This window comes from Chryseobacterium sp. T16E-39 (assembly GCF_002216065.1).
Classification (GTDB): domain Bacteria; phylum Bacteroidota; class Bacteroidia; order Flavobacteriales; family Weeksellaceae; genus Chryseobacterium.
Map to the genome: position 1 here is coordinate 3,370,786 of NZ_CP022282.1, position 24,950 is coordinate 3,395,735.

At 36.9% G+C, this 24,950-nt stretch carries 21 protein-coding genes; 12 read left to right on the top strand and 9 right to left on the bottom strand.

What is annotated here, in order from left to right; translation table 11 throughout:
• Positions 1–164: 164 nt before the first annotated feature.
• The 5 genes from CEY12_RS15300 (at position 165) to CEY12_RS15320 (ending at position 6,076) form a co-directional block, all read left to right on the top strand.
• Positions 165–1,400 (top strand): OmpP1/FadL family transporter, encoded by a 1,236-nt coding sequence (locus CEY12_RS15300; RefSeq protein ID WP_089028511.1) that lies wholly within the window; start codon positions 165–167, stop codon positions 1,398–1,400.
• A 10-nt stretch (positions 1,401–1,410) separates the two neighbouring features.
• The gene (locus CEY12_RS15305; RefSeq protein ID WP_089028512.1) at positions 1,411–2,961 is read left to right on the top strand and encodes a G-D-S-L family lipolytic protein; all 1,551 of its coding nucleotides are present in this window, start codon (positions 1,411–1,413) and stop codon (positions 2,959–2,961) included.
• 84 nt (positions 2,962–3,045) lie between these two features.
• Positions 3,046–3,984, top strand: a complete 939-nt coding sequence (locus CEY12_RS15310) for a ribose-phosphate pyrophosphokinase (RefSeq protein WP_089028513.1) — start codon at positions 3,046–3,048, stop codon at positions 3,982–3,984.
• Between the two features lie 55 nt (positions 3,985–4,039).
• Complete coding sequence (locus CEY12_RS15315; RefSeq protein ID WP_089028514.1) at positions 4,040–4,696, top strand: 50S ribosomal protein L25/general stress protein Ctc; 657 nt, start codon at positions 4,040–4,042, stop codon at positions 4,694–4,696.
• A gap of 159 nt (positions 4,697–4,855) precedes the next feature.
• Positions 4,856–6,076 (top strand): aminotransferase class V-fold PLP-dependent enzyme, encoded by a 1,221-nt coding sequence (locus tag CEY12_RS15320; RefSeq protein WP_089028515.1) that lies wholly within the window; start codon positions 4,856–4,858, stop codon positions 6,074–6,076.
• Positions 6,077–6,114: 38 nt separating this feature from the next.
• On the opposite strand, the gene CEY12_RS15325 is transcribed toward CEY12_RS15320, so the two are convergent.
• Positions 6,115–6,243, bottom strand: a complete 129-nt coding sequence (locus CEY12_RS15325) for a GNAT family acetyltransferase (protein WP_089028516.1) — start codon at positions 6,241–6,243, stop codon at positions 6,115–6,117.
• Between the two features lie 220 nt (positions 6,244–6,463).
• On the opposite strand from CEY12_RS15325, the gene CEY12_RS15330 reads away from it, so the two are divergent.
• Positions 6,464–7,282 carry a T9SS-dependent choice-of-anchor J family protein gene (locus CEY12_RS15330; protein ID WP_089028517.1) on the top strand — a complete coding sequence of 273 codons (819 nt, stop codon included), beginning with the start codon at positions 6,464–6,466 and terminating at the stop codon, positions 7,280–7,282.
• A 97-nt stretch (positions 7,283–7,379) separates the two neighbouring features.
• Here the strand turns inward: CEY12_RS15330 and hemE are convergent, their stop codons facing one another.
• From hemE to hemA, 4 genes are read right to left on the bottom strand one after another with little or no spacing between them, the layout of a single operon-like run.
• Positions 7,380–8,411 carry a uroporphyrinogen decarboxylase gene (hemE, locus tag CEY12_RS15335; RefSeq protein WP_089028518.1) on the bottom strand — a complete coding sequence of 344 codons (1,032 nt, stop codon included), beginning with the start codon at positions 8,409–8,411 and terminating at the stop codon, positions 7,380–7,382.
• A gap of 47 nt (positions 8,412–8,458) precedes the next feature.
• Complete coding sequence (locus CEY12_RS15340; RefSeq protein ID WP_089028519.1) at positions 8,459–9,142, bottom strand: uroporphyrinogen-III synthase; 684 nt, start codon at positions 9,140–9,142, stop codon at positions 8,459–8,461.
• Between the two features lie 33 nt (positions 9,143–9,175).
• The gene (hemC, locus tag CEY12_RS15345) at positions 9,176–10,084 is read right to left on the bottom strand and encodes a hydroxymethylbilane synthase (protein WP_089028520.1); all 909 of its coding nucleotides are present in this window, start codon (positions 10,082–10,084) and stop codon (positions 9,176–9,178) included.
• Positions 10,071–11,345, bottom strand: coding sequence for a glutamyl-tRNA reductase (gene hemA, locus CEY12_RS15350; RefSeq protein WP_089028521.1), 1,275 nt, complete (start codon positions 11,343–11,345; stop codon positions 10,071–10,073). Before hemA ends, hemC begins: the two co-directional genes overlap by 14 nt.
• Before the next feature lie 240 nt (positions 11,346–11,585).
• On the opposite strand from hemA, the gene CEY12_RS15355 reads away from it, so the two are divergent.
• The 6 genes from CEY12_RS15355 (at position 11,586) to CEY12_RS15380 (ending at position 17,936) form a co-directional block, all read left to right on the top strand.
• Positions 11,586–12,611 (top strand): rod shape-determining protein, encoded by a 1,026-nt coding sequence (locus tag CEY12_RS15355; RefSeq protein WP_034680746.1) that lies wholly within the window; start codon positions 11,586–11,588, stop codon positions 12,609–12,611.
• A 27-nt stretch (positions 12,612–12,638) separates the two neighbouring features.
• Complete coding sequence (gene mreC / locus CEY12_RS15360; RefSeq protein WP_089028522.1) at positions 12,639–13,493, top strand: rod shape-determining protein MreC; 855 nt, start codon at positions 12,639–12,641, stop codon at positions 13,491–13,493.
• Positions 13,486–13,992 carry a rod shape-determining protein MreD gene (locus CEY12_RS15365; RefSeq protein ID WP_089028523.1) on the top strand — a complete coding sequence of 169 codons (507 nt, stop codon included), beginning with the start codon at positions 13,486–13,488 and terminating at the stop codon, positions 13,990–13,992. The genes mreC and CEY12_RS15365 overlap by 8 nt, the downstream gene beginning before the upstream one ends.
• On the top strand, positions 13,989–16,019 hold the full coding sequence (locus tag CEY12_RS15370) for a peptidoglycan D,D-transpeptidase FtsI family protein (RefSeq protein ID WP_089028524.1): 2,031 nt from the start codon (positions 13,989–13,991) through the stop codon (positions 16,017–16,019). The genes CEY12_RS15365 and CEY12_RS15370 overlap by 4 nt, the downstream gene beginning before the upstream one ends.
• Positions 16,016–17,245 (top strand): rod shape-determining protein RodA, encoded by a 1,230-nt coding sequence (gene rodA, locus CEY12_RS15375; protein ID WP_089028525.1) that lies wholly within the window; start codon positions 16,016–16,018, stop codon positions 17,243–17,245. Before CEY12_RS15370 ends, rodA begins: the two co-directional genes overlap by 4 nt.
• 109 nt (positions 17,246–17,354) lie before the next feature.
• The gene (locus tag CEY12_RS15380) at positions 17,355–17,936 is read left to right on the top strand and encodes a pentapeptide repeat-containing protein (protein ID WP_089028526.1); all 582 of its coding nucleotides are present in this window, start codon (positions 17,355–17,357) and stop codon (positions 17,934–17,936) included.
• A gap of 123 nt (positions 17,937–18,059) precedes the next feature.
• On the opposite strand, the gene CEY12_RS15385 is transcribed toward CEY12_RS15380, so the two are convergent.
• The 4 genes from CEY12_RS15385 to CEY12_RS15400 form a co-directional block, all read right to left on the bottom strand.
• Positions 18,060–18,770 (bottom strand): C40 family peptidase, encoded by a 711-nt coding sequence (locus CEY12_RS15385; RefSeq protein WP_089028527.1) that lies wholly within the window; start codon positions 18,768–18,770, stop codon positions 18,060–18,062.
• Between the two features lie 303 nt (positions 18,771–19,073).
• Positions 19,074–20,180, bottom strand: a complete 1,107-nt coding sequence (locus CEY12_RS15390) for an efflux RND transporter periplasmic adaptor subunit (RefSeq protein WP_089028528.1) — start codon at positions 20,178–20,180, stop codon at positions 19,074–19,076.
• 31 nt (positions 20,181–20,211) lie between these two features.
• On the bottom strand, positions 20,212–23,481 hold the full coding sequence (locus CEY12_RS15395; protein ID WP_089028529.1) for an efflux RND transporter permease subunit: 3,270 nt from the start codon (positions 23,479–23,481) through the stop codon (positions 20,212–20,214).
• A gap of 33 nt (positions 23,482–23,514) precedes the next feature.
• Positions 23,515–24,906 (bottom strand): TolC family protein, encoded by a 1,392-nt coding sequence (locus tag CEY12_RS15400; RefSeq protein WP_089028530.1) that lies wholly within the window; start codon positions 24,904–24,906, stop codon positions 23,515–23,517.
• Positions 24,907–24,950: the final 44 nt, after the last annotated feature.

Genomic DNA, 24,950 nt, shown 5'->3' on the forward strand with positions numbered 1-24,950 from the left:
GGATGAAATATTATCAATGTACTAGTATATATGCTTTTAAGGTGAGTTTTCCTTAAAGTATTATTTTAAACATAGTTTTCTTTTGGGATTCTGTTTAAAATATTAAGAAATATTAACAGACGTATTCAAAATAATTTTATATTTGGATTATATAATAATAGTCTATGAAAAAAATATTAGTATCAACTGCTTTATTGGCAGGTGTTTTATCTTACGCTGGAGGCTTCAGAGTTTCTTTGCAAGGGGTAAAACAATTGGCAATGGCACATACTAGTGCTCATGCTGAAGATGCAAGTGTGGCGTTTTTTAACCCTGCAGGTATGTCATTCATTCCTTCCAAGCTAAGTATAGTTGCCGGAGGATTTGGAGCAAGTAATAAAGTTACTTTTCAAAATTTAAATACTTTAGAAAGTACAGAAACTGATAACCCTCTTGGGACACCAATTTATGCGGCTATTGCTTATAAACCACTTGAGAATTTATCAGTTGGTTTCAGTTTTTCAACTCCATTCGGGAGTACTATAAAATGGCCAAGTAATTGGGAAGGAAAAGAAATGGTTCAGAAATTAGAACTAAAAAGTTTCTATTTCCAACCTATGGTCTCTGTAAAATTAGCCCCTTGGTTGGCTTTTGGAGCAAGCTATATTTATGCCCGCGGAAAAGTGGATTGGGATAAAGCGGTTACTCAGTTTGGAGGACAGATTAATATTAATGATGAAAAAGCAAGTGGTCACGGATATGGTTTTGGTTTTTACTTCAGACCTGAAGATAAGCTGGACGTAAGTATTGCTTATCGATCTCCGGTAGACATGAAAGCTAAAAAAGGAACGGCTACATTTACATTCCCTTCACAATCCATCTATTCTTTATTAGGGTTAGGTGCCAACGGTCAGGATGGCTTTTCAGCAACACTTCCTTTAGTAGAAGAATATACTCTGGGTTTAACCTACAAAATTACTCCTAAATGGTTGGTCTCTGCTGATTTTAACTATCATGGATGGCAAAGATACAGCAAGTTAACATTGGATTTTGCAAATGCTCCGATTGGAAACCAGGCAGATCCTACCATTCTTGTTACGCCGAAAAACTTTAGAAATACCAAAACCTTCAGACTGGGAACTCAATATGCATTCAGTAATATGATCTTCGGTCGTTTAGGTGCATACTATGATGAGTCTCCATATTCTGACGATAACTTTGTCGCTGAAACACCTTCATTTAATACGTATGTAGTAACCGGTGGGGTTGGTATCAAATTAAAACAATTTGGAGTAGATATCGCAGGAGGTTATGCGATGCCTCAAGCTAGAGACGTAAATAATACTAACCTTGGGTTTGTTGGACAAGCTAAGGCTACCGCGTTTTATTTTGGTCTAGGTTTATCTTATAACCCTTTTTAATTGAAAGACTATGAAAAAAATTATAATTTCTACAATCGCTGTTTCTGCCCTTTTATTTACGACAAGCTGCGAAAATGATTTTGATACGGATGTAAAAGATATCCAGGTGGAAAAGGGTGAAGCAAACTTTTCTAAATATGTTGCATTGGGTAATTCACTTACTTCAGGATATAGAGATGGTGCTCTTTATTTAGATGGGCAAAATGAATCTTATCCATCTATGATTGCTCAACAAATGAAACTTGTTGGAGGAGGTGACTTCAAGCAACCATTAATGGGTGATAATAATGGTGGATTAATTTTAAATAGCCTGGCAGGTCCCGTTCAGATCGCGGACACAAAACTATTTATCAATGCCTTTGTAAATGGCTCACCAGATATAAAAAATGCAAATAATAATGCTGCTACCACAGTAGTTAATACAATTCTAACAGGACCTTTCAATAATATGGGAGTACCTGGAGCAAAAGTAGCTCATTTGCTGGCTCCGGGTTATGGAAATATTCAGGGAATTCCTACAAAAACAGCTAATCCTTATTTTGTAAGATTTGCTTCAAGTCCTACAACATCTGTTATTGCTGATTTTAAAGCACAAAATCCTACCTTCTTTTCATTATGGATAGGAAATAATGATGCCTTATTATATGCTCTTGCGGGAGGAGATACTGCAATTGAAACCCTTACTCCACCTGCACAGTTCACACAATATTACAACGCACTAATTAATGAAATAGCATCAACGAATGCTAAAGGGGTGATCGCGAATATTCCTAGCGTTACTTCTATTCCTTCATTAACAACCGTGCCTTACAATCCATTGACGGCTGCCGTTCTTGGAGGAGGAAATGTAACGGTAGGTAATGCAACAATAGATAATTTAAATGCTAATTTATATGGGCCACTCAGCCAAATATTAACAGCAATAGGAGCAGGGGATAGAATAAAATTACTTTCTAAAACAGATGCAAATCCTTTGCTTATAGTTGATGAAAGCTTAGCTCCTTTAGGAACTCAGATTACTGGAGCAGCATTAGCTTCTGGTAATCCAACCTTGATTGCTTTAGCTCCTTACCTTGGTGCTACTTATGGACAAGCGAGACAGGCTAAAGCTGGAGATCTAGTTCCTTTAACTTCAAAAGCGGCGATAGGCACCCTTCAGACTTTGCCTCCGGGAGTTCCTGCAACACTTGGAGCAAGAGGGATTGCTTACCCATTTGCTGATAAATATGTATTAACACAAACTGAAGTTACAGATGTGAATACTACTATTGATGCTTATAATGTTACCATTAAAGCGGCAGCAGATGCTAAAGGATATGCTTTTGTCGATGCCAATAAGAAAATGGTTGAACTTAATAGTCAATCAGGAATTTCATTTGATGGAGTAAAATTTACTGCAAAATTTGTGACAGGTGGCGCTTTTTCTCTTGATGGGGTTCACCTAACAGGAAGAGGATATGCTATCGTTGCAAATGAATTTATTAAATCGATTAACGCGAAGTATAAATCGACACTACCACAGGTAAGTGTTAATAATTATTCGGGTGTAAAATTCCCATAATATTTCAAGAAAATAAAAACTTAGAAACCACAAGACAAATTCTTGTGGTTTTTTTTTAAATTTGCAAAATCTTAAAAAGTAAAAATGGCCGATCAGTTAAGTTATCTATTTAGTACAAGAACCAGTAAGGACTTGGCAGAAAAAATTGCTCAGCATTATGGGCAAGGATTAGGGAAAATAAACTTCCAGGAGTTTAGTGACGGGGAATTTGAGCCCGTATTAGACGAGTCTGTAAGAGGTGGAAGAGTTTTTCTAATAGGATCTACATTCCCACCGGCAGACAATCTTTTAGAACTTCTTCTAATGATTGACGCTGCAAAAAGAGCTTCTGCAAAAAGTATTACTGTTGTGCTTCCATATTTTGGGCTTGCAAGACAGGATAGAAAGGATAAACCAAGAGCTCCGATAGGTGCTAAATTGGTTGCTAATCTTTTAACTGCTGCAGGAGCGACAAGAATTATGACCATGGATCTGCATGCAGATCAGATTCAAGGATTCTTTGAAATTCCTGTTGATCATCTTTATGCTTCTACTATTTTTGTAGATTACATCAGAGATCTGAATTTGGATAACCTTACTATTGCTTCACCAGATATGGGAGGAGCTAAAAGAGCTAAAAACTATGCAGGACATTTAGGTGCTGAAGTTGTAATTGCTTATAAAGAAAGAAAAAAAGCAAATGTCGTAGAGGAGATGTTCCTGATTGGAGATGTAGTTGGTAAAAACGTTATTCTTATTGACGATATGATCGATACTGCGGGAACGCTTTGTAAGGCGGCAGATATTTTAATGGAAAAAGGAGCAAAAACAGTACGAGCGATGGCTACTCATGGAGTACTTTCAGGAAAGGCTTACGAGAATATTGAGAAGTCTCAATTATTGGAAGTTATTGTAACTGACTCAATTCCTGTGAAAAATAGTTTGTCATCTAAAATAAAAGTGCTATCTTGCGCCCCATTATTTGCAGACGTTATGAAGATGGTTCATGAGCATCAGTCAATCAGTAGTAAATTTGTTATCTAATTGATTATTTGCGGTTTGCGAGTTTATTTTAAAACAAAATTTTAAATTTTTATAAATGAAATCTATTACAATTCAAGGTACAAAAAGAGAAAGCGTGGGCAAAAAGTCGACAAAAGCTTTACGTGATGCTGAATTAGTTCCTTGTGTTGTCTATGGAGGTACAGAGCCATTGAACTTCTCTGCAGAAGAGAAAGCTTTCAAAGGTTTAGTATATACTCCTGAAGCACACACGGTATCTATTGAAGTTGACGGACAAACAATTCCAGCAGTTCTTCAGGATATTCAGTTCCACCCAATTACGGACAAAATTCTTCACGCTGACTTCTATCAGTTATCTGCTGATAAGCCAGTTGTTATGGAAGTTCCTGTAAAAGTTACAGGTCGTTCTAAAGGTGTTGTAGCTGGTGGTGTTTTACGTCAGTCTTTCAGAAAATTAAAAGTGAAAGCGATTCCTGCAAACTTGCCGGATGAGATCGTAATTGATATTACTTCACTTAAAATTGGTAACAAATTATATGTTGGTGCCATTAAAACAGAAGGATATTCTTTCATGCACCCTGACAATGCAGTTGTTGTAGCTGTTAAGATGTCTAGAAATGCAATGAAAGGAGGTGCAGCAGCAGCTGATGATGATGATGATGAAGAAGCAGTAGAAGAAGTACAGACTCAATCTCCTGACGTTCCAACAACAGAAGAAAAATCTGCAGAATAATAATTTCTGAAGATAAAATAAAGAAAACCTGTCAATTTTTGACAGGTTTTTTATTTTAGATTACATCTATCATACTATTCATTCTTTACCCTTTCCAAAAAAAGCTGTAAATTTGAAGTGTTCTAAATAAGAACGCCATAATTGTAAAATTTATAATAAATGTTTGACATTCAAGAAATAAGAAGTCAGTTTCCTATATTAGATCAGAAGGTGAATGGTAAACCATTGGTTTATCTGGATAATGCTGCGACCTCTCAAAAGCCAAATTCTGTTCTGGAGGTTTGGAATCAATACTATACTGAAATTAATGCAAATGTTCATAGAGGGATTCACACATTAAGTCAGCTTGCTACGGAAGAAATGGAGCTTTCAAGAAGAAAGATTCAAAAATTCATTAATGCAAAGCATGATTTTGAGGTGATCTTTACAAAAGGAACAACCGAAGGATTAAACCTCATCGCTTATATTCTTACCCAAGAACTAAAAAAGGATGATGAAATTATTATTTCATACTTAGAGCACCATTCTAATATTGTTCCTTGGCAATTGTTGTGTGAAAGAACCGGAGCAAAGCTTCGGGTGATTCCAATTAACGAGGAAGGTATTCTGCAGTTAGATTATCTGGATCAGTACTTAAGTGAAAAAACAAAAATTGTTTCAGTAAATCAGGTTTCTAATGCGTTGGGAATTGTAAACCCTATTGAAGAGATTATTTCTAAAACCAGAAAAGACTCCAATGCTTATATTGTAATTGATGGAGCACAATCGGCTCCGCATTTTAGTATTGACGTTCAGAAATTAGATTGTGATTTCTTTGTGTTTTCAGGACATAAAATGTATGCCCCTATGGGAACTGGAGTTCTTTATGGAAAGCAAAAGGTATTGGAAGCGCTGCCACCATTTCATGGAGGTGGGGAAATGATCGCCGTTTGTTCTTTTGATAAAACGACTTATGCCGGATTGCCATTTAAATATGAAGCAGGGACTCCAAATGTGGGTGGAAATATAGCATTAGGCGCTGCGGTTGATTTTATTGAACGAGTAGGACAGGAAAATATTCAAAGACATGAAAATGTCCTTTTAGAGTATGCTCAGAAACAGCTTTTAGAGATAGAAAACCTTAAGATCTATGGAGAGAAAGCGAATAGAACCGGAGTAGTCTCTTTTAATCTGGAAGGAGTCGGTATTTCTTCTGATGTAGGGATGATCTTAGATAAAATGGGTGTCGCTGTAAGAACGGGACATCACTGTACACAGCCTATTATGGATTTCTTTAATATTGCGGGAACAGTAAGAGCTAGTTTTGCAGTATATAATACTTTTCAGGAAATCGATTTGTTGGTAGAAGGCGTAAAGAAAGCTAAGAAGATGCTTAGCTAAAAAATAAAAAGCAGTTGAAAAACTGCTTTTTTTATTTTTTAAAATTCCCAAGGAACACATTGACATCTTCCCTGGATAATAACCTGATAATAACCATAAGCACATTCAAGGCAGATTTCACCTCCTGCGATGATCGATTTCATCTCTTTTTTGTCTAGTTTTTTCATAGTGATTGTTTTAAAGTGTTAGTAATCAAATATAAATATAAATTGTAGTACAATGAAAATTATATTTGTATGCTTGAAAAACAACATGGTTAACCGAAGACAACGACTTTAAACGACTTGTGTATAGTTGTTGTTTTTTCATTAAAACTGTTTATTATGTTAAATTTAATAATTAATGTTTCTTTAATTGTTAAATTTGTTACAACTAATAAATTGAATCATGAAAAAATATTTACTTTTTTTACTTTTCATCTGCGGAGTATGTAGTGCGCAGGTTTTCTCTGAGAATTTCAATGGAGCTGTTTTACCTGCCGGGTGGACTACGGAGAATCCCGATACCTCTTTCAACTGGGGAGTAGGGAATGAAAATGGGTTTGCTTCATTTCCTAACGGAGCAGCATTTTTTGATGATGATGACGCAGGACCTAATGGTATCAATACAAATGCGAGATTAGTTTCTCCGGTTATCAATCTTTCAGGAGTTTCAAATCCAAGGCTTTCATTTAAGTATGCCAACCAGATCTACAATGATGATACAACCCTGAAAGTAGAAGTGTTTAATGGAACCTCATGGGTGCAGGCATTTACTTATTCAGGCGATGCAGGAACCTGGGATATTGATCTTAGCACTCTTACCTTAATACTTACTGATTATGATGCTGCGACTAATATCGATCTGACTCCTTATGCCAATGCTAATTTTCAGATGAGATTTGTATATGATGATGTGGGGGACTATTCGTATGGAGTAGTGGTAGATGATATTGTTATTACATCAGGATTGTTGGGAACTTCAGAGGTTTCTCAGGCAGATAAGATGGAAGTTTATCCAAATCCTGTGAAAGATTTTGTGCATATCCAATCTGGAAACTTGAAATTTGATTCCAAAATTACAGTGCTTGATATGGCAGGAAGGAAGGTCAAAAGTTTTGTCGGGGAAGCAGATGGATACAATCTTTCTGATTTGCCGAAAGGAAACTATCTGATTCTAATCGATAATAAAAAAGAAATTATTAGCAAAAAGATTATAAAAGAATAACGTATATAATCACTTCATAAAAAATCCCTTTCAACATTGAAAGGGATTTTGTTATTTCATATTGCAATCAGCTCGGATTACAATTATTCATATGTTTTTAGATGTTTGGTTTCCAATCCACAACTGCTCTAATAAATGCCTCTGCATTTTCCACAGGAATATTAGGTAAAATTCCATGGCCAAGATTCGCTATATATCGATCTTTTCCAAAACGGTTAATCATCTCATGAACCATCTTTTTGATGGTTTCAGGAGTCGAATGTAATCTTGCAGGGTCAAAATTTCCCTGAAGTGTCATCGTATGATTGGTTAAGGTTCTTGCAAATTCAGGTTTAATAGTCCAGTCAACTCCCAGAGCTGAAGCTTTAGACATTGTCATATCTTCTAGAGCAAACCAACATCCTTTTCCGAATACCACAACATGTGAAAGCGGGCTTAGAGCCTCCACGATCTGGTTGATATATTGCCATGAAAATTCCTGATAGTCTGTAGGGGAAAGCATTCCACCCCATGAATCGAATATTTGAACCGCAGAAACCCCTTTTTCAACTTTTCTTTTTAAATAGGCAATGGTGGTATCTGTAATTTTTTGAAGAAGTAAATGAGCAGCTTCCGGCTGTTGGAAACAGAATGACTTAGCGATATCAAAAGCTTTACTTCCTTTTCCTTCTACGCAATAACAAAGAATAGTCCATGGAGATCCTGCAAAACCGATCAATGGAATTTCATTGTCTAATTTTAGAAGGGTTAATTCGATCGCATCAAAAACGTATCCTAAAGTATCATTCACATCGGGAACGACCACATTCTGAACCTGCTCCATCGTTCTGATCGGGTTATCCAACCATGGACCTACTGATTCTTTCATTTTAAAATCAATTCCCATTGCCTGAGGAACCACTAAAATGTCTGAAAATAAAATGGCAGCATCCAATGGAAACCTTCTAATGGGTTGCACGGTAATTTCAGCAGCTAGTTCCGGCGTCTGGCATCTTGTGAAAAAATCATATTGATCACGAAGAGCAATAAATTCTGGAAGATATCTTCCGGCTTGTCTCATCATCCAGACAGGAGGTCTTTCTACGGTCTCTCCGCGAAGTGCTTTTAAATATAGGTCGTTCTTAATCATAATTTATTTAAACTAATCTGTAATGTGTTGATCTTGTGTAGACCCCATTACAGGTTGCTGTTAATTTCTCTTCTGATCATCTCTAAAATAGAGATTAGATTGTTGTCTTCAGAAGTGAAAATTTTATGTTGGGTATGTTTTTTTATCTCGTTGGAAGTTGTTTCTCCGATGGAAAAAATTTTCATACCATCCAATGAATTTTGTTTTGCAAAACTACGAACTCCACTTGGACTGAAAAAAACTATAGCATGATATTTTTCAGTTATTAAGGGATTGATCTCTTCTGTGTTGTAAACAGTTACTTTTCGGTATTTGATATTCTGTAATGGAAGCTCATTATCTAAAACATCAATCGCTAAATTTCCACAAAAATGAATGAAGTGTTCATGAGGACAATGTCCAATAATAAATTCGGAAAGAGCCTCTGCATTTTTTAAAACTTTGAAGGTTCCATAACCATGTTTTCTTAGGGCTCTTTTCGTTTTCTCGCCAACACAATAGATTTTGTTGTAATTCTTTGCTGTACAATCTTCACATGGCTTAAACTGGTTTTGAAAAAAGGAGCTCACCCCATTAGTGCTTGTGAAAATAAGGGAATGATTTTTTAAGTCAAATGATTTTACCCTTACAGGAGTAATCTTAATTACTTCAATACAATCAATCACCGCATCCTCTCCTAAATCTTTGGATAAAATGGATGGGTCTATATTTTTGGTAAATAAGATTTTCATTGAATGTAACCTGGATAAGCAAAAAAAGTGAGATTATATCTGGCTTTTTATTTCTGTCATCAGTTCTTTTCCACCGTTTTCAAGAATTACTTTTGCATATTTCTCTCCAAAATTTTCGGAATCGTTGTATACAAAACTTTCGTCTGTGGCAATGCAATTTTTTCCGTCTAGTGAACAAAGTGCTGCTTTGAAGCGGATCTGATCATCAAATATTTCTGCAAAAGCTCCAATTGGCGCAGTACATCCTCCTTCAAGAGTACTTAAGAAGTTTCTTTCAATTTCTACACAAATCTGTGTCTGCTTATGATTGATTTTACTTACAATCTCGTTGATTTCCTTTTTATCCGAATGTCCTGCGATTGTAATAACTCCCTGGGAAGGCGCTGAAATCATCAAAGGAAGCATTTCGTAATCAATGTCCATCTTCATTCTTTTGATCCCTGCTAAAGATAATATGGTGGCATCAAAATCCTGCTCTTCTAATTTTTGAAGGCGGGTCTGAATATTTCCTCTGATATCTGAAAAAGTGGCGTCCGGATAATATTTCAACCAGAATGCTCTTCTTCTTAAACTGCTTGTTGCAAGCTTAAGTTCGTGAAATTCTTTATTTTTAGAGGATTCTTTTCTTATTAAGACATCCTGTGGGTAATCTCTTTCTAGATAAGCAATAAGCTCAATGTTCTCTGGCAATTTAGTGGGTACATCTTTTAGGGAGTGTACGGCAATATCTATTTCGTCGTTTAATAATGCAGTATCCAGATCTTTTGTAAAAACACCTGTGATTCCTAAAGCGTAGAGAGGTTGGTTGAGATTTTTATCCCCTGAAGATAGGATGGGAACAATCTCAGTCATGTAATTGTTGTTTTGCAAATATCTTGCAACTTCTCTTGCCTGCCAAAGAGCAAGTGCGGAATTTCTGGTTCCAATTCTAATGCTTTTCATTGAATTCGTTGTTAGGTTGTTCAACTAATATTTCGTGCATTAATTTACTAATTTCTTCGGCTTTCAAAGGATTGTCTATAATATATTTTGCAAAACGGTTGGTAATTTTCTGAATCATCTTTTCAGAAAGAGCCATATCGTCTATATTGATGTATTTATTTTTTCTGTAAAACTGGTGCATTTCATTGCGTTCCATGTTTTTTAAAACAGCCTTAAAATGATGGATATTAGGTGCTAATTTTCTCTTTTTCTCCCATTCAAGGAAATCTTTTGCCATTTCTTTAATAATCAATTCCGCCTTTGGAATTTCTTTTTCTCTCTGTTGAATCGTTTCCTGGATTTGTTTTGAAAGCTCATCCACATCAATTAATGTTACATTTTTATTATCCGTAACATTTTTTTCAACATTATGAGGAATGGAAAGGTCGATTACCAGGGTTTCTTTTCCATTAGGGAAATGAGAGGCATTCACAATAGGATGTTTTGCTCCCGTGGCAACGATCAGAATGTCCGTGTTTTTCAATTCTTTATCGAACTCGGCATAATCAACATGGGGAATAGCATATTTCTCAGAAATTTTCTCTGCCTTTTCCTGTGTTCTGTTGGTGATTTTTATTTTAGGTTGGTAAACGTGCTTTACAAGATTTTCAACCGTATTCTGTCCGATTTCTCCTACTCCTAAAAGTAAAATATTTTTCTCTGTAATTCTTTTCTGATTATTTAGAATATAATGAACCGCTGCGTAAGAAACAGAGGCAGCTCCGTTAGAAATGCCGGTTTCATTTTTAATTCTTTTTGAAATCTGAATCGCAGAGTTGATCGCTCTTTCCAGATAAGGATTGGAATTTTGTCTTTCTTTTTTAAAACGACTGTATGCTTTTTTGATCTGTCCTATAATTTCAAAATCTCCGATGATCTGACTTTCGAGTCCGGCAGCAACTCGGAATAGATGGGTTAGTGCCTCTTCTTTTGTCAGAATATTAGCAAATTGCAAAAAGTCTGTGATATTTACTCCAATTGTTTTACAATACTCCTCTGCAACTAAGAGGTAATTGGATGTAGTCGTGTAGATCTCGGTTCTGTTGCAGGTAGAAACTACAAAAGCATCCCCTAAGTTTTCATCATGGATTCTGGTGACGAAATTTTTTATGTTTTCATCAAAAAACGCAAATTTTCCTCGTGTTTCCCCATCAGCCTTTTCATAGCTTATGGAAAGTACGGCAAAATTTGAAGTTTGATTTGTATGAGTGTATTGTAACATATCCAGGCGCAAATTTACGTTTTTTTTAATTAAACACTTTCTGAAATTGTGTATGATAATTATCGTGAAAAACTATAAATCGGCTGCTGTTCTGAGTTTGAATTTAGTATGATAAGAAATTAAATTAATCGTTAAAGAATTATTTTAAATTTTAATAAAATTTTAACCAAATTATATGCTCGTCAAATTTTATTAGTAGTGTTTAATTTATATCTTTGTAAACTTAATCAGAAGAAAAATATGAGTTTATTCGATATGTTTACGCAAGAAATTGCGATAGACCTGGGAACTGCTAACACACTTATCATCCATAATAATAAAATTGTTATTGACCAGCCTTCAATTGTTGCAATTGAACGATCTACTGGCAGACCGATAGCTGTGGGCGAACAGGCAAAACATATGCAGGGAAAAACCCATGAAGATATCAAAACGATACGTCCATTGAAAGATGGGGTTATCGCCGATTTTCATGCTTCTGAGCACATGATTAAAGAATTTATCAAAAAAATTCCTGGGATTAAAGGTAAGTTTATCCAACCTGCCTTAAGAATCGTAATCTGCATCCCTTCCGGAATTACCGAAGTGGAGAAAAGAGCCGTAAGAGACTCTGCACAGAAAGTAAATGCGAAAGAAGTAAGGTTGATTTATGAGCCAATGGCTGCTGCAATAGGAGTTGGGATAGATGTACAGAAGCCTGAAGGGAATATGATCATCGATATAGGTGGAGGTACTACTGAAATTGCAGTGGTAGCTTTAGGAGGGATCGTTTGTGACAAATCAGTAAAAATTGCTGGAGATGTATTTACGAATGATATTGCGTACTTCCTAAGAACACATCATAACCTTTATATCGGTGAAAGAACTGCTGAAAGAGTGAAAATTGAAGTAGGATCTGCAGTTGAAGATTTAGACGTTGACATTGAAGATATCCCGGTACAAGGTAGAGACCTTATTACAGGTAAGCCAAAAGAAATCATGGTGGGTTACAAAGAAATTGCCCGTGCATTAGACAAATCTATTATCAGAATTGAAGATGCAGTGATGGAAACTCTTTCATTGACTCCACCGGAATTGGCTGCTGATATTTATAAAACTGGTATTTATCTTGCAGGAGGAGGTGCATTATTGAGAGGTCTTGCAGACAGGTTACACAAGAAAACAGGACTTCCTGTTTTTGTAGCTGAGGATCCGCTAAGAGCGGTGGTTCGTGGGACTGGTATTGCGCTTAAGAATATGGATAAATTCAATTTCTTAATTAAATAATTTTAACTTTTTACGAACACTATCTGAATGGGATTTTTGCTGAGATTATTTTCGAAGAACGCTCTTTTTGTCTTCTTTATTTTCTTGCAAATAATTGCTCTGGTTCTTATATTCTCTAAGAATGCCATGCAGAAATCATGGATTGCAGGCCAGTCGGCAGCATTAAATTCTTGGGTTTCAGGATATATTGATGAAGGGGTTTCTTATTTGAAACTCAAGCAGATCAACGAAGATCTTGTTGCACAGAACAAAGCTTTAATGATTGAACTGTATGGAAAAGACGGGTCGAAAAAACCTGTTTTCAGAAAGGTTCATGACACGTTAGGAGGTGGACAGATTTATACATTCGTAGATGGTGAAATTGTTTTCAATAGCATTAATAGACGAAATAATTATTTTACAATCAACCGTGGTCGTAGAGATGGAGTATTCCCACAAATGGGGGTCATGGCACCGAAGGGGGTTGCTGGAATAGTAATTAATTCTACTGATAGCTATGCTTTGGTTCAATCGGTCTTAAGTGTAAACAGAATCAGGATCAACGCTTCTTTAAAAAAATCAGGATATTTTGGGACATTAACCTGGAGTGGAGATAATTCCCGCGTCATGCATTTGGCGGATATTCCAAAATATGTGGCCTTGAAAATTGGAGATACTATTGTTACTGATGGTAAATCTGCCATTTTTCCGAAAGGAGTAATGATTGGTACTATTGCAGGATATTCTGTAGATAATAAAACTGGTTTTTGGGATATTTCAGTAGAGCTAAGTGAGAAGATGGGATCTCTGAGCAAGGTATATGTTGTAAAAAGTCTCAAAAAAGCTGAAGTTCAAAAGATTCAAGATACATTACAAGCAGTAATAAAAAAAGAAAATGATTAGTAGAACACTCTTTACAGATATTTTGATCATGATTTTTCTTGTTGCATTACAAATTTTTGTTTTGAACAGAATTACCTTGTTTGGAAAGTACACTCCTGTATTGTATCCTGTCTTTGTAATGTTCTATCCTTTCTTTAGAAATAAATTTCAATTTTTAGCATTAAGTTTTTTAATAGGACTGTCTATAGATGCTTTCTTATATTCCTGGGGAATAAATGCTCTTGCGACTACGCTTATAGCTTATTTCAGGACATTAATTTTCAGGACGTCTACCGACACGTCCACAGACTTCTTTTCATTTCAGTCCCTTCAGTGGGGACAGTTTTTACTGTTTCTCTTTTCAAGTATCTTCCTGCACCAGCTTTTAGTGCAGTATATTGAGTTCTTCAAGTTCAGCAGATTTTTTGAAATATTGTTTAATGTGTTGGTAACAAGTGTAATTTCCTTTATATTTATAGTTATTTACGCACTAATATTTAAAATCAAACAAAAAGTTTGAACACACGTTATTTAAAAATCTTTGCCGTTGTTGCCGTTATTGCCCTGATCTTTGTGGCAAGGTTGGCTTATTTGCAATTATTTACCGACCGGTATGCATTGAATGCAGCCAATACCTCTATTAAGATAGAATACGTGATCCCACAGAGGGGCGTTATTTTTGACAGGAATGGTAAAATTATGGTGGGTAATCAGCCTGCCTATGAAATTTCTTTTACACAGGCATTAATGAAGCCTGATTTTGATACTCTTGGATTCTGTAATTTAATGAAAGTAAGCAAGTCTGATTTCATTAATAAGATCAATACTATTAAGAAAGAAAAGTATTATTCTAAGCTGACTCCAATGACATTTATTAAGGACCTCAGCCGTGAAGATATTGCTAGAGTTCAGGAAATTATATTCAAGTATCCTGCTTTTAGCATTGTTTCCAGACCTCAGCGTCAGTACGAGGTTTCTACTTCAGGAAATCTTTTGGGATATACAAGTGAAGTTAACGAACGGGAGATCAAAAAGGATTCTCTCTACTATCTTCCTGGGGACTTCATTGGAAAGACCGGTGTTGAAAAGTCTTATGAGAAAGAACTTCGGGGTGTAAAGGGAATGAAGTATATCCAGAAAGATATTAGACTCCGGAACATTGGATCCTATAAAAACGGAACGCTTGATAAAGATGTTGTTACCGGAAAAGATATTACTTTAACCATTGATTACGATCTTCAGAGAATGGCGGAAGAAATGATGGTTAATAAACACGGAGCAATTGTTGCTTTAGATCCTAATAACGGGGAGGTTTTAGTTGCTGCAACAGGTCCGGATATTGATCCAAATCTTTTTAAGGGACCGGCCAAATCAAAAAACTTATACGCTTTATCTAAAGATACGATTTACGAAAACAAACCTACCTTTGACAGGTCTCTTCAGGCTGCATATCCTCCGGGATCTACTTTTAAGCTACTGACTGCTTTAGCCGGTATGCAAATGGGAGTGATGGATGAAAATACGGTTTTTCCTTGTGGAGGGGGATTTAATTACAGAGGTTTAAGAATTAAAGGCCATGGTGGAGCAATTCCTTTGATTCCTTCCATACAAGTTTCCAGTAACTGTTATTTCTCCTATGCGTTTCTGGCTATTGTCAATAAATATCCGGGAAATCCTTCAAAAGGAGTTGATGAGTGGAAATCCATCATGAGTAGCTTCGGGGTAGGAGAATTCCTGAATAATGATTTTGCAGTGGGAGCTAAAGGTAGAATTCCATCAGGGGAATTTTATGAAAAAAGGATGGGTAACATCCTTAAAGCGAGTGGTTCCAAAAAAGATGCAAAAAATTGGGATGTTTTAGCGACCGGTGCGGTTTTCAATGGAATGGGGCAAGGGGATGTTATGGTTACACCTCTTCAATTGGCTAACTATGTTGGTGCTATTGCAAATAAAGGATGGTATTACACACCACATATTGTGAAATCCATTGATGGAAAACCAAATCCTGATCCAAGATTTAAAAAGAAACATAAAACTTTAGTTGACCCTAAACACTTTGGTCCTGTTTTAAAAGGGATGGAAGCTGTGGTTCTAAATGGAACAGCAAGAGGATTAAAATCAAATGACTTTACCCAATTGGCAAAAACGGGTACGGCACAGGTTCCTCAGGGAAAAGATAATTCAATTTTTGTACTGATTGCACCGGCGGATAAACCTAAAATTGTGGTGGTCGCGGTAATGGAACATGCTGGTTTCGGAGCGACATGGGCTGGTCCGGCCAGTACGGTCATTGCCGAAAAATATATTACCGGAGATTTAAAAAGAGAGAATTTATATAAAAAGATGACCTCAGCCAGTTTCATGCCTGAATATAAAAGGCAGTGGATTGTTGATTTAAAACGTAAAGGTTTATATAAAGACCCTAAACAAGATTCTGTAAAACTTAAAAAAATACAGGACAGTCTTGATTTTATCAAAAAACAGAAGGAAAAACTACAGAAACAAATAGACGCAGAAATTCAAACTAAAAAACCTCAAAAGCAATGAAATGGACAGAAGGATTAGATAAATTAGGCCTTGGTTTATATTTCCTGCTTTGCATCTTTGCGATAGCAAATATCTACAGTGTTGAGCCTGCCAGTGGGACGAGACAGGCAGTTTGGTTTGGAGTATCTGTATTTGTAGGTCTGATCATTTTCTTTACCCGTACCAAATTTTTTGAGAATATGGCGGGGATCATTTATATAATTGGAGTCCTCCTATTGATCGGTCTGTTTCCTTTCGGTAAAGAGGTTTTAGGACAAAAGAACTGGTATAAATTCGGACCATTAAGTTTGCAGCCGGTAGAATTTGCCAAGCTTGGTACAGCTTTAATGTTAGCGAATTATGTTTCGGGGCCTGATTTCAACCTGGGGAATAGAAAATCACTCTTAACATCATTAGCGATCGTAGGGATTCCCGCAGTAGTTGTACTGGCAATTCCGGATGTAGGATCATTACTTGTTTTTGTAGCGTTCTTCATTGCTTTATATAGAGAAGGATTAAGTGGATTGCTTTTTGGAATTGGATTTCTTTTTGCGGGTGTTTTCTTAGTTTCATTAGCTGTAGATCCCATTTATGTTGTGATTGCCATTTTGGTGATTGCCGGAATTTTAATAGCGATGAACTATTATAAGATGTCATGGAATATCATATCGATTTCAAGTATCGCAGGATCCATTATATTATTATGCGGTCTGGCTTTTGCGACCCCCTTCATTTTAGAAAAATTACCTAAGCACCAGAGAGAAAGAATTGAAGTTCTCTATAAGGGTGAAAAGGCATTTAGAGATACTTCAGGCTACAACTTACTTTATTCTAAGACAGCGATTGGTTCAGGTGGACTTTTGGGAAAAGGATATCGTGAAGGGTCTGTGACCCAAGGGAAATTTGTACCGGAACAAAGTACTGACTATATTTTCTGTACCGTGGGAGAAGAATGGGGATTTTTAGGAAGCGCCGGATTAGTCTTGTGTTACATGCTATACATTGGACGCATTTATTATCTCGCAGAAAAGCAGAAATCTATTTTTAACAGGGTATTCGGCTATTGCTTTGCTTCGATCCTGCTTATGCACTTTTCTATCAATTTGGGGATGGTTATGGGGCTTTTCCCAACCGTTGGAATTCCTTTACCTTATTTCAGTTATGGAGGAAGTTCGTTGCTGGCATTTTCTACGATGACTTTTATCTTTTTTAAACTTAATTACTCGGATAAGAACAGTTTGGTGTAATTTGTATTTTGGTTAAAATGCGAAGTGGTAGAAAGGCTAGAATATATAATTATTTAAAAGATCTGCCAAAGTGTAGGCTATCCTGTTGTTTACAACTCTTATATACATAATGAAAGATACATATATTCTTGATCAGAGCTTTGAGAACATTGACTTTACACAACAGCCTTTTGATAGGGGAGAATACGAAAATTGTACATTTACGAATTGCAATTTTGAATATTCTGATCTTTCCGGATTCAATTTTAATGACTGCGAATTTACCGGATGTAATCTAAGTATGATAAAACTGGTATCTACTGCTTTTAGAGATGTTACTTTCAAGGAGTGTAAGATGCTTGGGCTGCAGTTTACTGACTGTAATGAGTTTGGCTTATCCTTCAAGTTTGAAGGTTGTACATTAAATAACTCTGTATTCTATAAAACATCACTTAAGAAAACGGTATTTAAAAATTCAAAATTAATTGAAGTGGACTGGACAGAGTGTGATTTATCAAATGCATTTTTTATGAATTGTGATTTATCCGGAGCTATCTTTGAAAATACTAATCTGGAAAAAGCGGATCTTAGGACTTCCATCAATTATAACATTGATCCTTTCTCCAATAGGCTAAAGAAGGCTAAATTTTCACTTTCTGAGGTGCATGGTCTCCTTTATAGGTTAGATATAGAGATCGATAAGAATAGTTAGTTTTGTAAGGGGGAAAGTTGAAAGTTGAAAATGGAAAGTTTTAACTCCGGGGAATTTAATAAAAAGAAAAAGCCATCAAACATTTGATGGCTTTCTTTATTTAAATCAATTATTTATTTAAAATTAAAAACTTGTTGCTGATGATGCTGTAGTTGCAGCTAAGTTGTTATATGCATCACCTTCTTCATTAATTACTCTCTTTGCAAACCTGAACTTTGGTGCCCAATAAGAATCATTAAGGGATGAAATCATAACTCCTTTTGAAGTGGCTGCGTGAATAAACTTAATTTCACCATCTTCAGAAACACTTTCTACAATACCTACGTGAGAAATTCTTCTTCCATGTGAAAAGAAAATCAAATCTCCTTTTTGTAGATCTTCCTTTTCTATTCTTTCTCCTTCCTGAGATTGAGAAGCAGCTACTCTAGGTAAGCTAAGGCCTGCTGCAGCTCCGAATACAGAAAGAACGAAAGCTGAACAATCAATACCGTTTCTTGTTGTTCCTCCGTATCTGTAAGGAGTTCCAAGGTATGTTTGAGCTTCGTTAAGGATATTGTCGATTGTTTTATTGTGTTTGATTGCTTTAGCAATCTCAGAATTTTTTAAAGTATTTCTTGCATTAGATAAAACGGCCGCCTTTTCAGAGATAAAAGAGCTGATTAACTGCTTTTTATCTTGTTCCATTTTCTTAGTATCTATAGAAGCTAGTTTGGCATCTGTTTTGTATTCTTTAGTGTAAGTTGCTGGTTTTGAAACCACGTAGTTCGTAACGCAAGATTGTAGAGACACCGTAGAAACTAAAGCAACTAAATAAAACAAGACTCTTTTCTTCATATATATTTGATTATCCGTGTTAAATAAGGAATATTTATTTCCAAAAGCATTACAAAAGTAGAGATTCCAACCAGAAGAGCTTTGATATGATTAATGTCAGGTTCTTACTTTAACACATTTTAACATATTATTTAAGTATGTTAAAGAAAAACAAACCGCAACATCCCTTTTTTGGTGATACTGCGGTTTTTTTTATTAAGATTCTTTAACAAAGTAAATTCGTAATCCTTTGTTCATGGGTTTTATTTTATGCTTTATCAAAAAACGGATAGAAAATATCTTTAACAACCATTTAAGGTTTATTTACTTTGAAAGCTTTACTTTGATGTTCTGTCCATCACGGATTTCTTCCGTAGCCGTTTTGATAATCACATCATTAGGAGTCACCTCACCAATGATCGTTGTGGTATCACTATTTGAAATACCGGCCGTAACAGGAATCCAATGCGCTATATTTTTTTCTACCCTGATGACAAATACACCTAACGTAGAATTTAGAACCGCTGAAGTAGGAACTGATAAAGCTTTGTTATTATCGCTTAATGGAAGGATTACATTGGCAACCATTCCGGGGAGTAGTTTTTTGTCATTATTATATACGTCCATTTCTACGGATTGAGAACGTAAGCGATTATCCAATGCACCAGCGAATCTTGATACTTTAGCCGTAAAGGTTTCTCCCGGGATAGATTGTACAGAAAACTTTATTTCTCCGTTTTTGTTCAGACTTCCTGTATATGATTCAGGAACATTAACCGTCAAACGTAATTTGTTTTGCTGTACAAGACTGAAGAGTGGAAACTCAGATCCTTTTCCGGATGGACCTACATAAGCTCCTGCGCTCACATTTCTTGTTACAATATTTCCGCTAAACGGTGCCTTGATCTGCAGATAATTTTTTACATCCATTACTTCGCGATAAGAAGCCTTTGCTGCTTCCAGCTGAGCAATGTCAGACTGTTGTGCCGCAAGAGCCTGCTCAAGATCAAGAGCTGATATTGTTCCGGGAGTTTTGCTTGTTTCTTTTAATCTGTTGTATTTTGCTTTACTTGCAATATATATAGCTTCCTTCGATTTTAATGTGGAAGCGGCAGCATTTTGCTGTGCATTCATTTCAGGGGCTTCTAAAGTAGCCAAAAGTTGACCAGCCACCACTTCATTTCCTACATCTACATACAGCTTCTTAACAAAACTGTTTATTTTAGCATACACATCAACCTTTTGAAAAGGCTGAAGCTCTCCCGGGATCGTAGTTGAAGATGCAAAATCTCCCTGCTTAGGATTAATGGCTTCTATTTCTGGTGCTGAAGGGGTTGTGGTTTTTTTTACTTCTGCCTTGTTCTCTCCGCAGCTTTGTAAAGTGAAAACTAAAACTACTGCCGGAATGAAATATTGATATAATCGGTTCATATTTAAATTTTTAATAGCCGTTAGGTTATTTTTATTTTGATAGTTCTGGAATAAAATGGATACTCTCCTCGTCTTCAGGATCAAGTGACACGCTCTGTGTTGATGTTTTTCCTTGTCCCCATGCAAAAGCCAATGGCAGGATAAATAAGGCCGCAAATGTAGAAGCGATCAGACCTCCGATTACGGCACGTCCTAAAGGGGAAACCTGGTCCCCGGCCTCACCTAGTCCTAAAGCCATAGGAACCATTCCTACTACCATTGCTAAAGCTGTCATAACAATAGGTCTTATTCTTAAGGCAGCAGCTTCTTTGGCTGAAAGCAAGGCGTCGCCGTTATGTTTTCTCAACTGTTCAGCATTGGTGATCAATAATACCGCATTTGAAATAGATACCCCGACCGACATGATAATTCCCATATAGGATTGAAGGTTAAGAGTGGACCCTGCAATAATTAAGAGAGCAAGTGATCCCAGTAATACGGCAGGTACGGTAACCAGCACAACTCCGGAAACTTTAAAAGACTGGAAATTGGCAGCCAGCATCAGGAAGATAACCAGAATGGCAATAATTAAACTGCTTTGCAGACTGCTTAAAGTGTCATTCAGTGTTTGGCTTAAACCAATTAATCCTACGTTAAGTCCTCTTGGCAACTCGCCGAGATTATTGATAACTTTCTGGACATCTTTTGAAGCCCTGCCGAGATCCGTATGATTTAGGTTGGCGGTCACGGTAAGCATTGGCATGGCACCAAGGTTATCGGTTTCGCCATACGTATAGCTGTCTTTTATGGTTGCTACATCTCCCAGGTTAGGTCTGTTAGAGTTTTTCTGTAACGGAATTCCGGCAATCTGAGCTTTGCTGTTCATTTTGTTTTCAGGAATCTGTACCTGAACGTTATAACTGTAGCCGGCCTTTTCATCAGTCCAGATATTTTTTTCAGTATACCGGGATGAGGACGTGGAAGCTACCAACGAACGTGAAATATCAGTCATATCCACTCCCAGCTGAGCCGCTCTGATACGGTCTATATTAATATCAATGGAAGGGTACTTTATTGACTGACCTATTTGTACATCCCGCAGATAAGGGATCTTTTTAAGTTCTATCTCAATTTTTTTTGCATATGCTTCATTTAATTCTTTACTTCTTCCGGAGAGTCGCACTTCAATAGGAGTTGGAGATCCCTGGCTCAGGATTTTTTCTGTTAATTCTATAGGCTCAAATGAAAGCCTCATTTCAGGATTAATACTTTTAGCTTTTTCTCTGATCTTATCTTTAAGGTCGTCTAAGTTGGCATGGAATCCTTCTTTTAGTCCAACCTGTAATACGGTTTCATGAGAACCTGCCATCCAAAGATATATGGGGCTTACTGAGAAAAGGTTAGGGTGATTTCCTACATATGCTGAAGTAATGGAGACGTTGGCTTTTCCTACAATATCTTTAATTCCATCGAGTAATTTTAAAGTTTGAAGTTCAGTGGTTTCGATTCGGGTACCATCCGGGATACGGGTTCGGACCTGAAACTGGGAGCCGTTCACCTGAGGTAATACATCTCGTCCAATACTGTTCAGAAGTAATGCAACAAATCCCATTGCGACTAAGATATAAGCGGAAACGATTATCTTTCTGAAAGGCATGATCCGATCCAGAAACTTCAGATAGCGGAATCTCATTTTCTCGAACATGCTGACTTTGCCGTCTCTGTTACTATCCATATTTTTCAGCAATATTTCCTTTTGGCTCCAGGTATCACCTTCATCACTTAAGCCAGCGGCTTCTAATTCCTCTGCTTCTGTCATAATATGTCCATCTTTTGCTTTATGATGTTTTACTTTCATGATCCAGTTGGCCATAACCGGTACGAAGGTCTGTGCAAGGAAATAAGAAATGATCATACTAAAGCCTATCGCTAATGCAAGGGGTAGGAATAGAGATCCCGGAATCCCTTCCATTGTAAATGCAGGCGCAAAAACGGCAAGGATACAGAATAAGATCAACAGCTTAGGGAAAGCAATTTCCTTACAGGCATCCCATATAGCTAATGCTTTCGGTTTACCCATATCCAGGTGCTGATGTATGTTTTCAATGGTTACTGTACTTTCGTCGACGAGGATACCAATCGCCAGCGCGAGCCCGCTTAAGGTCATGATGTTGATAGTCTGCCCGAAAAGGTTCAGAAACAGGACTGCTGAAATAATAGAAATAGGGATGGTAAGAATGACAATAATAGCCCCGCGTATGTCTCCGAGGAATAAAATCACCATCAATCCTGTGAGTAAGGCTCCGATTGTTCCTTCACTCATCAAGCTTTTAACGGAATTGATTACATATGTAGACTGGTCGAATTCAAAACTTACTTTTACATCGTCCGGAAGATTCGATTGGATCTGTGGAAGCTGTTTTTTAAGGTTCTGAACAACGTCCCAGGTTGATGCATCAGCACTTTTGGCAATACTTAAATAAACGGAGCGTCGGCCATTGACCAATGCATAACCAGATGTCATATCTGCCCCATCCGTTACGGTTGCTACATCTTTTAAATAAAGATTTTGTACTCCACCCTTATATAAAGGAATGTTTCCAAAATCTTTTACATTTTTGATCATGGTGTTCGTTGGGGTGATATAATACTTATCACCAATACGGACATTTCCTGATGGAGCAGTTTGATTGTTCAATCGCAATGCTTCTACCAGTTGATCGGGAGTTAAATTATGTTGACGGAGTAAATCCGGGTTTGCATTGATTACTACGGTTCGTATGTTTCCTCCAAATGGTGGTGAGGAAACAATTCCGGGAATAGAAGTGAAAGTAGAACGGACGTAAACATTTGCCAGATCAAGAAGTTCATTGTTGCTTCTTTTGTCACTACTTAGAACAAGTTGCCCAACAGGTAATGTAGAGGCATCAAAACGAATGATAAATGGAGGGTTTGAACCTTGCGGGAATGCTGCCTGGATTCTGGTTGAAAATGAATTGAGCTCGGCTGCAGCCTGGGCCATATTGGTTCCCGGATAAAAATTGATTTTCATCAAAGTGAGTCCCTGGATGTTTTTGGTTTCAATACTTTTGACTCCATTCACAAACAGGAAAATATTGATGTACTGTTTAGCGAAAAATGCCTCCATCTGTTGTGGGGTATATCCGCTAAACGGGTGTGAAACATAAATAACCGGAAGATCCAGTTTGGGAAAGATATCGACTTTGATAGAGCTTGCTGACCGTATTCCAAAGAAAAACAGCCCTGCTACAAGTACCAGAATCGTAATGGGTTTTCTTAATGCAAATCTTATTAAGTTCATTGATCTATTGTTGAATGTAATTTATAATTAGACTTACAGTTCACTTTCAAAAACTGTAAAATCACCTGTTGCAGCTGCTTTTAATAGTAAGGCATTCCATACGTTGCTAATGGCGATGTCTCTGTCAGTCTCAGCTCTGATCAATGCATAAATGGACTGAGAGAGATCGACCAGATCAGTTAGCCCGTTTTTGTAAAGCGCAGACCTTTGGATGTAAGCGTCACTAGCGGATTTTAACTGGGTGGGAACCTGATCGTAAACTGTCAGCGCGTTGTTCCATTTATTTTCTGATAGCTCTAATTGAGCTTTTAACTGTTGTTCTGCTAAGTCATATTCGTGTTTTAATCCCTGGCTTACATAATCCTGGGCACTGATCTCTTTGGATAGTCTGAAAGTCTGTGTGAAATTCCATGACACTCCTAATCCAATCAGATAGTTGCTTCGTGTAGGATGAATCCCATCCCAGTAAGAGGTAGAATAATCATTCTGATTCTGGGCGTATCCGTTTCCGAATCCTGATGCCCTGGTCTGTATGATCCCCACCATAGAAAATGATGGGTAGTATTGAGTTTTCAAAAAGTTTTTTTCCTCTTCACTAACGTCAATACGGCTTTTATAGAAGGCTAAAAGAGGATGGTCTTTTAAAACAGATGTTGTTTCTGATGGAAGATCAGCCGGAATTCTTTTAAGTATAGTGCTGTCCAGTGTGAACTCCTGAGCAGGAATACCCATAAGCTGAGCTAACTTATTCTCCTGTTCCTGTTCATTGTCCCTGGATTTTGTATAAGTAATCATAGCATTAGCGTAATCTGCTTTTGCAAGAGAGAGGTCAACTCCAGGAACAAGACCATTTCTTTCTTTTACCTCAACGATCCTTCTTATAGTATCAGTTCTTCCTACATTTTTCTCGTAGGATAATTTTAATTTTTTAGCGGCAAGTACATTAAGATAAGCTGCTGCTACTTTTATTTTGTGTTGAAAGATCTCATCAGAAAGGTCTCTGGTATCTCTTTGGTTTTTGAATTGGGCAACCTTTACTCTTTGTTTGGCTTTACCAAATGAGAAAAACTCCCAGTTGACATTAGCAAGATACAAGGCACCAAACGAGGCGTTCCAGTTTTGTTCAGGAAGAGGAAGTCCGGATGATGCAACACCGTATCCTCCAAATCCGTATAACGGCCCATTCTGCCCATTTACAGTTCCAAAATCCTGCTGGACGCTGAGGTTCAGATTAGGTAAATACTGTCTCTTTGCCAATTCTACAGATTCCTGAGAGGACAAGCGATAGGACTCCTTTGCTTTAATTGTTCCATAATTGTGAACGGCTGTCTCAAGGGCAGATTGTAAAGAAATAACTTCCTGCGCATTTACTTTGTTGATTAAAAAAATCGTTGAGACGGATAGAATAAAAGCTCTTAAAAGCATCTAATATATTTTTTTCTTTATTCAAAGTAAAAAACACATTTTGA

Coding starts and splice junctions, on each gene's coding strand:
- hemC (WP_089028520.1), bottom strand. CDS start 10,084: ATGAAAAGCATTAGAATTGGAACCAGAAATTCCGCACTTGCTCTTTGG.
- CEY12_RS15400 (WP_089028530.1), bottom strand. CDS start 24,906: ATGCTTTTAAGAGCTTTTATTCTATCCGTCTCAACGATTTTTTTAATC.
- CEY12_RS15385 (WP_089028527.1), bottom strand. CDS start 18,770: ATGAAGAAAAGAGTCTTGTTTTATTTAGTTGCTTTAGTTTCTACGGTG.
- CEY12_RS15355 (WP_034680746.1), top strand. CDS start 11,586: ATGAGTTTATTCGATATGTTTACGCAAGAAATTGCGATAGACCTGGGA.
- CEY12_RS15310 (WP_089028513.1), top strand. CDS start 3,046: ATGGCCGATCAGTTAAGTTATCTATTTAGTACAAGAACCAGTAAGGAC.
- CEY12_RS15320 (WP_089028515.1), top strand. CDS start 4,856: ATGTTTGACATTCAAGAAATAAGAAGTCAGTTTCCTATATTAGATCAG.
- mreC (WP_089028522.1), top strand. CDS start 12,639: ATGGGATTTTTGCTGAGATTATTTTCGAAGAACGCTCTTTTTGTCTTC.
- hemE (WP_089028518.1), bottom strand. CDS start 8,411: ATGATTAAGAACGACCTATATTTAAAAGCACTTCGCGGAGAGACCGTA.
- CEY12_RS15395 (WP_089028529.1), bottom strand. CDS start 23,481: ATGAACTTAATAAGATTTGCATTAAGAAAACCCATTACGATTCTGGTA.
- CEY12_RS15315 (WP_089028514.1), top strand. CDS start 4,040: ATGAAATCTATTACAATTCAAGGTACAAAAAGAGAAAGCGTGGGCAAA.
- CEY12_RS15390 (WP_089028528.1), bottom strand. CDS start 20,180: ATGAACCGATTATATCAATATTTCATTCCGGCAGTAGTTTTAGTTTTC.
- hemA (WP_089028521.1), bottom strand. CDS start 11,345: ATGTTACAATACACTCATACAAATCAAACTTCAAATTTTGCCGTACTT.
- CEY12_RS15305 (WP_089028512.1), top strand. CDS start 1,411: ATGAAAAAAATTATAATTTCTACAATCGCTGTTTCTGCCCTTTTATTT.
- CEY12_RS15325 (WP_089028516.1), bottom strand. CDS start 6,243: ATGAAAAAACTAGACAAAAAAGAGATGAAATCGATCATCGCAGGAGGT.
- rodA (WP_089028525.1), top strand. CDS start 16,016: ATGAAATGGACAGAAGGATTAGATAAATTAGGCCTTGGTTTATATTTC.
- CEY12_RS15380 (WP_089028526.1), top strand. CDS start 17,355: ATGAAAGATACATATATTCTTGATCAGAGCTTTGAGAACATTGACTTT.
- CEY12_RS15330 (WP_089028517.1), top strand. CDS start 6,464: ATGAAAAAATATTTACTTTTTTTACTTTTCATCTGCGGAGTATGTAGT.
- CEY12_RS15300 (WP_089028511.1), top strand. CDS start 165: ATGAAAAAAATATTAGTATCAACTGCTTTATTGGCAGGTGTTTTATCT.
- CEY12_RS15340 (WP_089028519.1), bottom strand. CDS start 9,142: ATGAAAATCTTATTTACCAAAAATATAGACCCATCCATTTTATCCAAA.
- CEY12_RS15365 (WP_089028523.1), top strand. CDS start 13,486: ATGATTAGTAGAACACTCTTTACAGATATTTTGATCATGATTTTTCTT.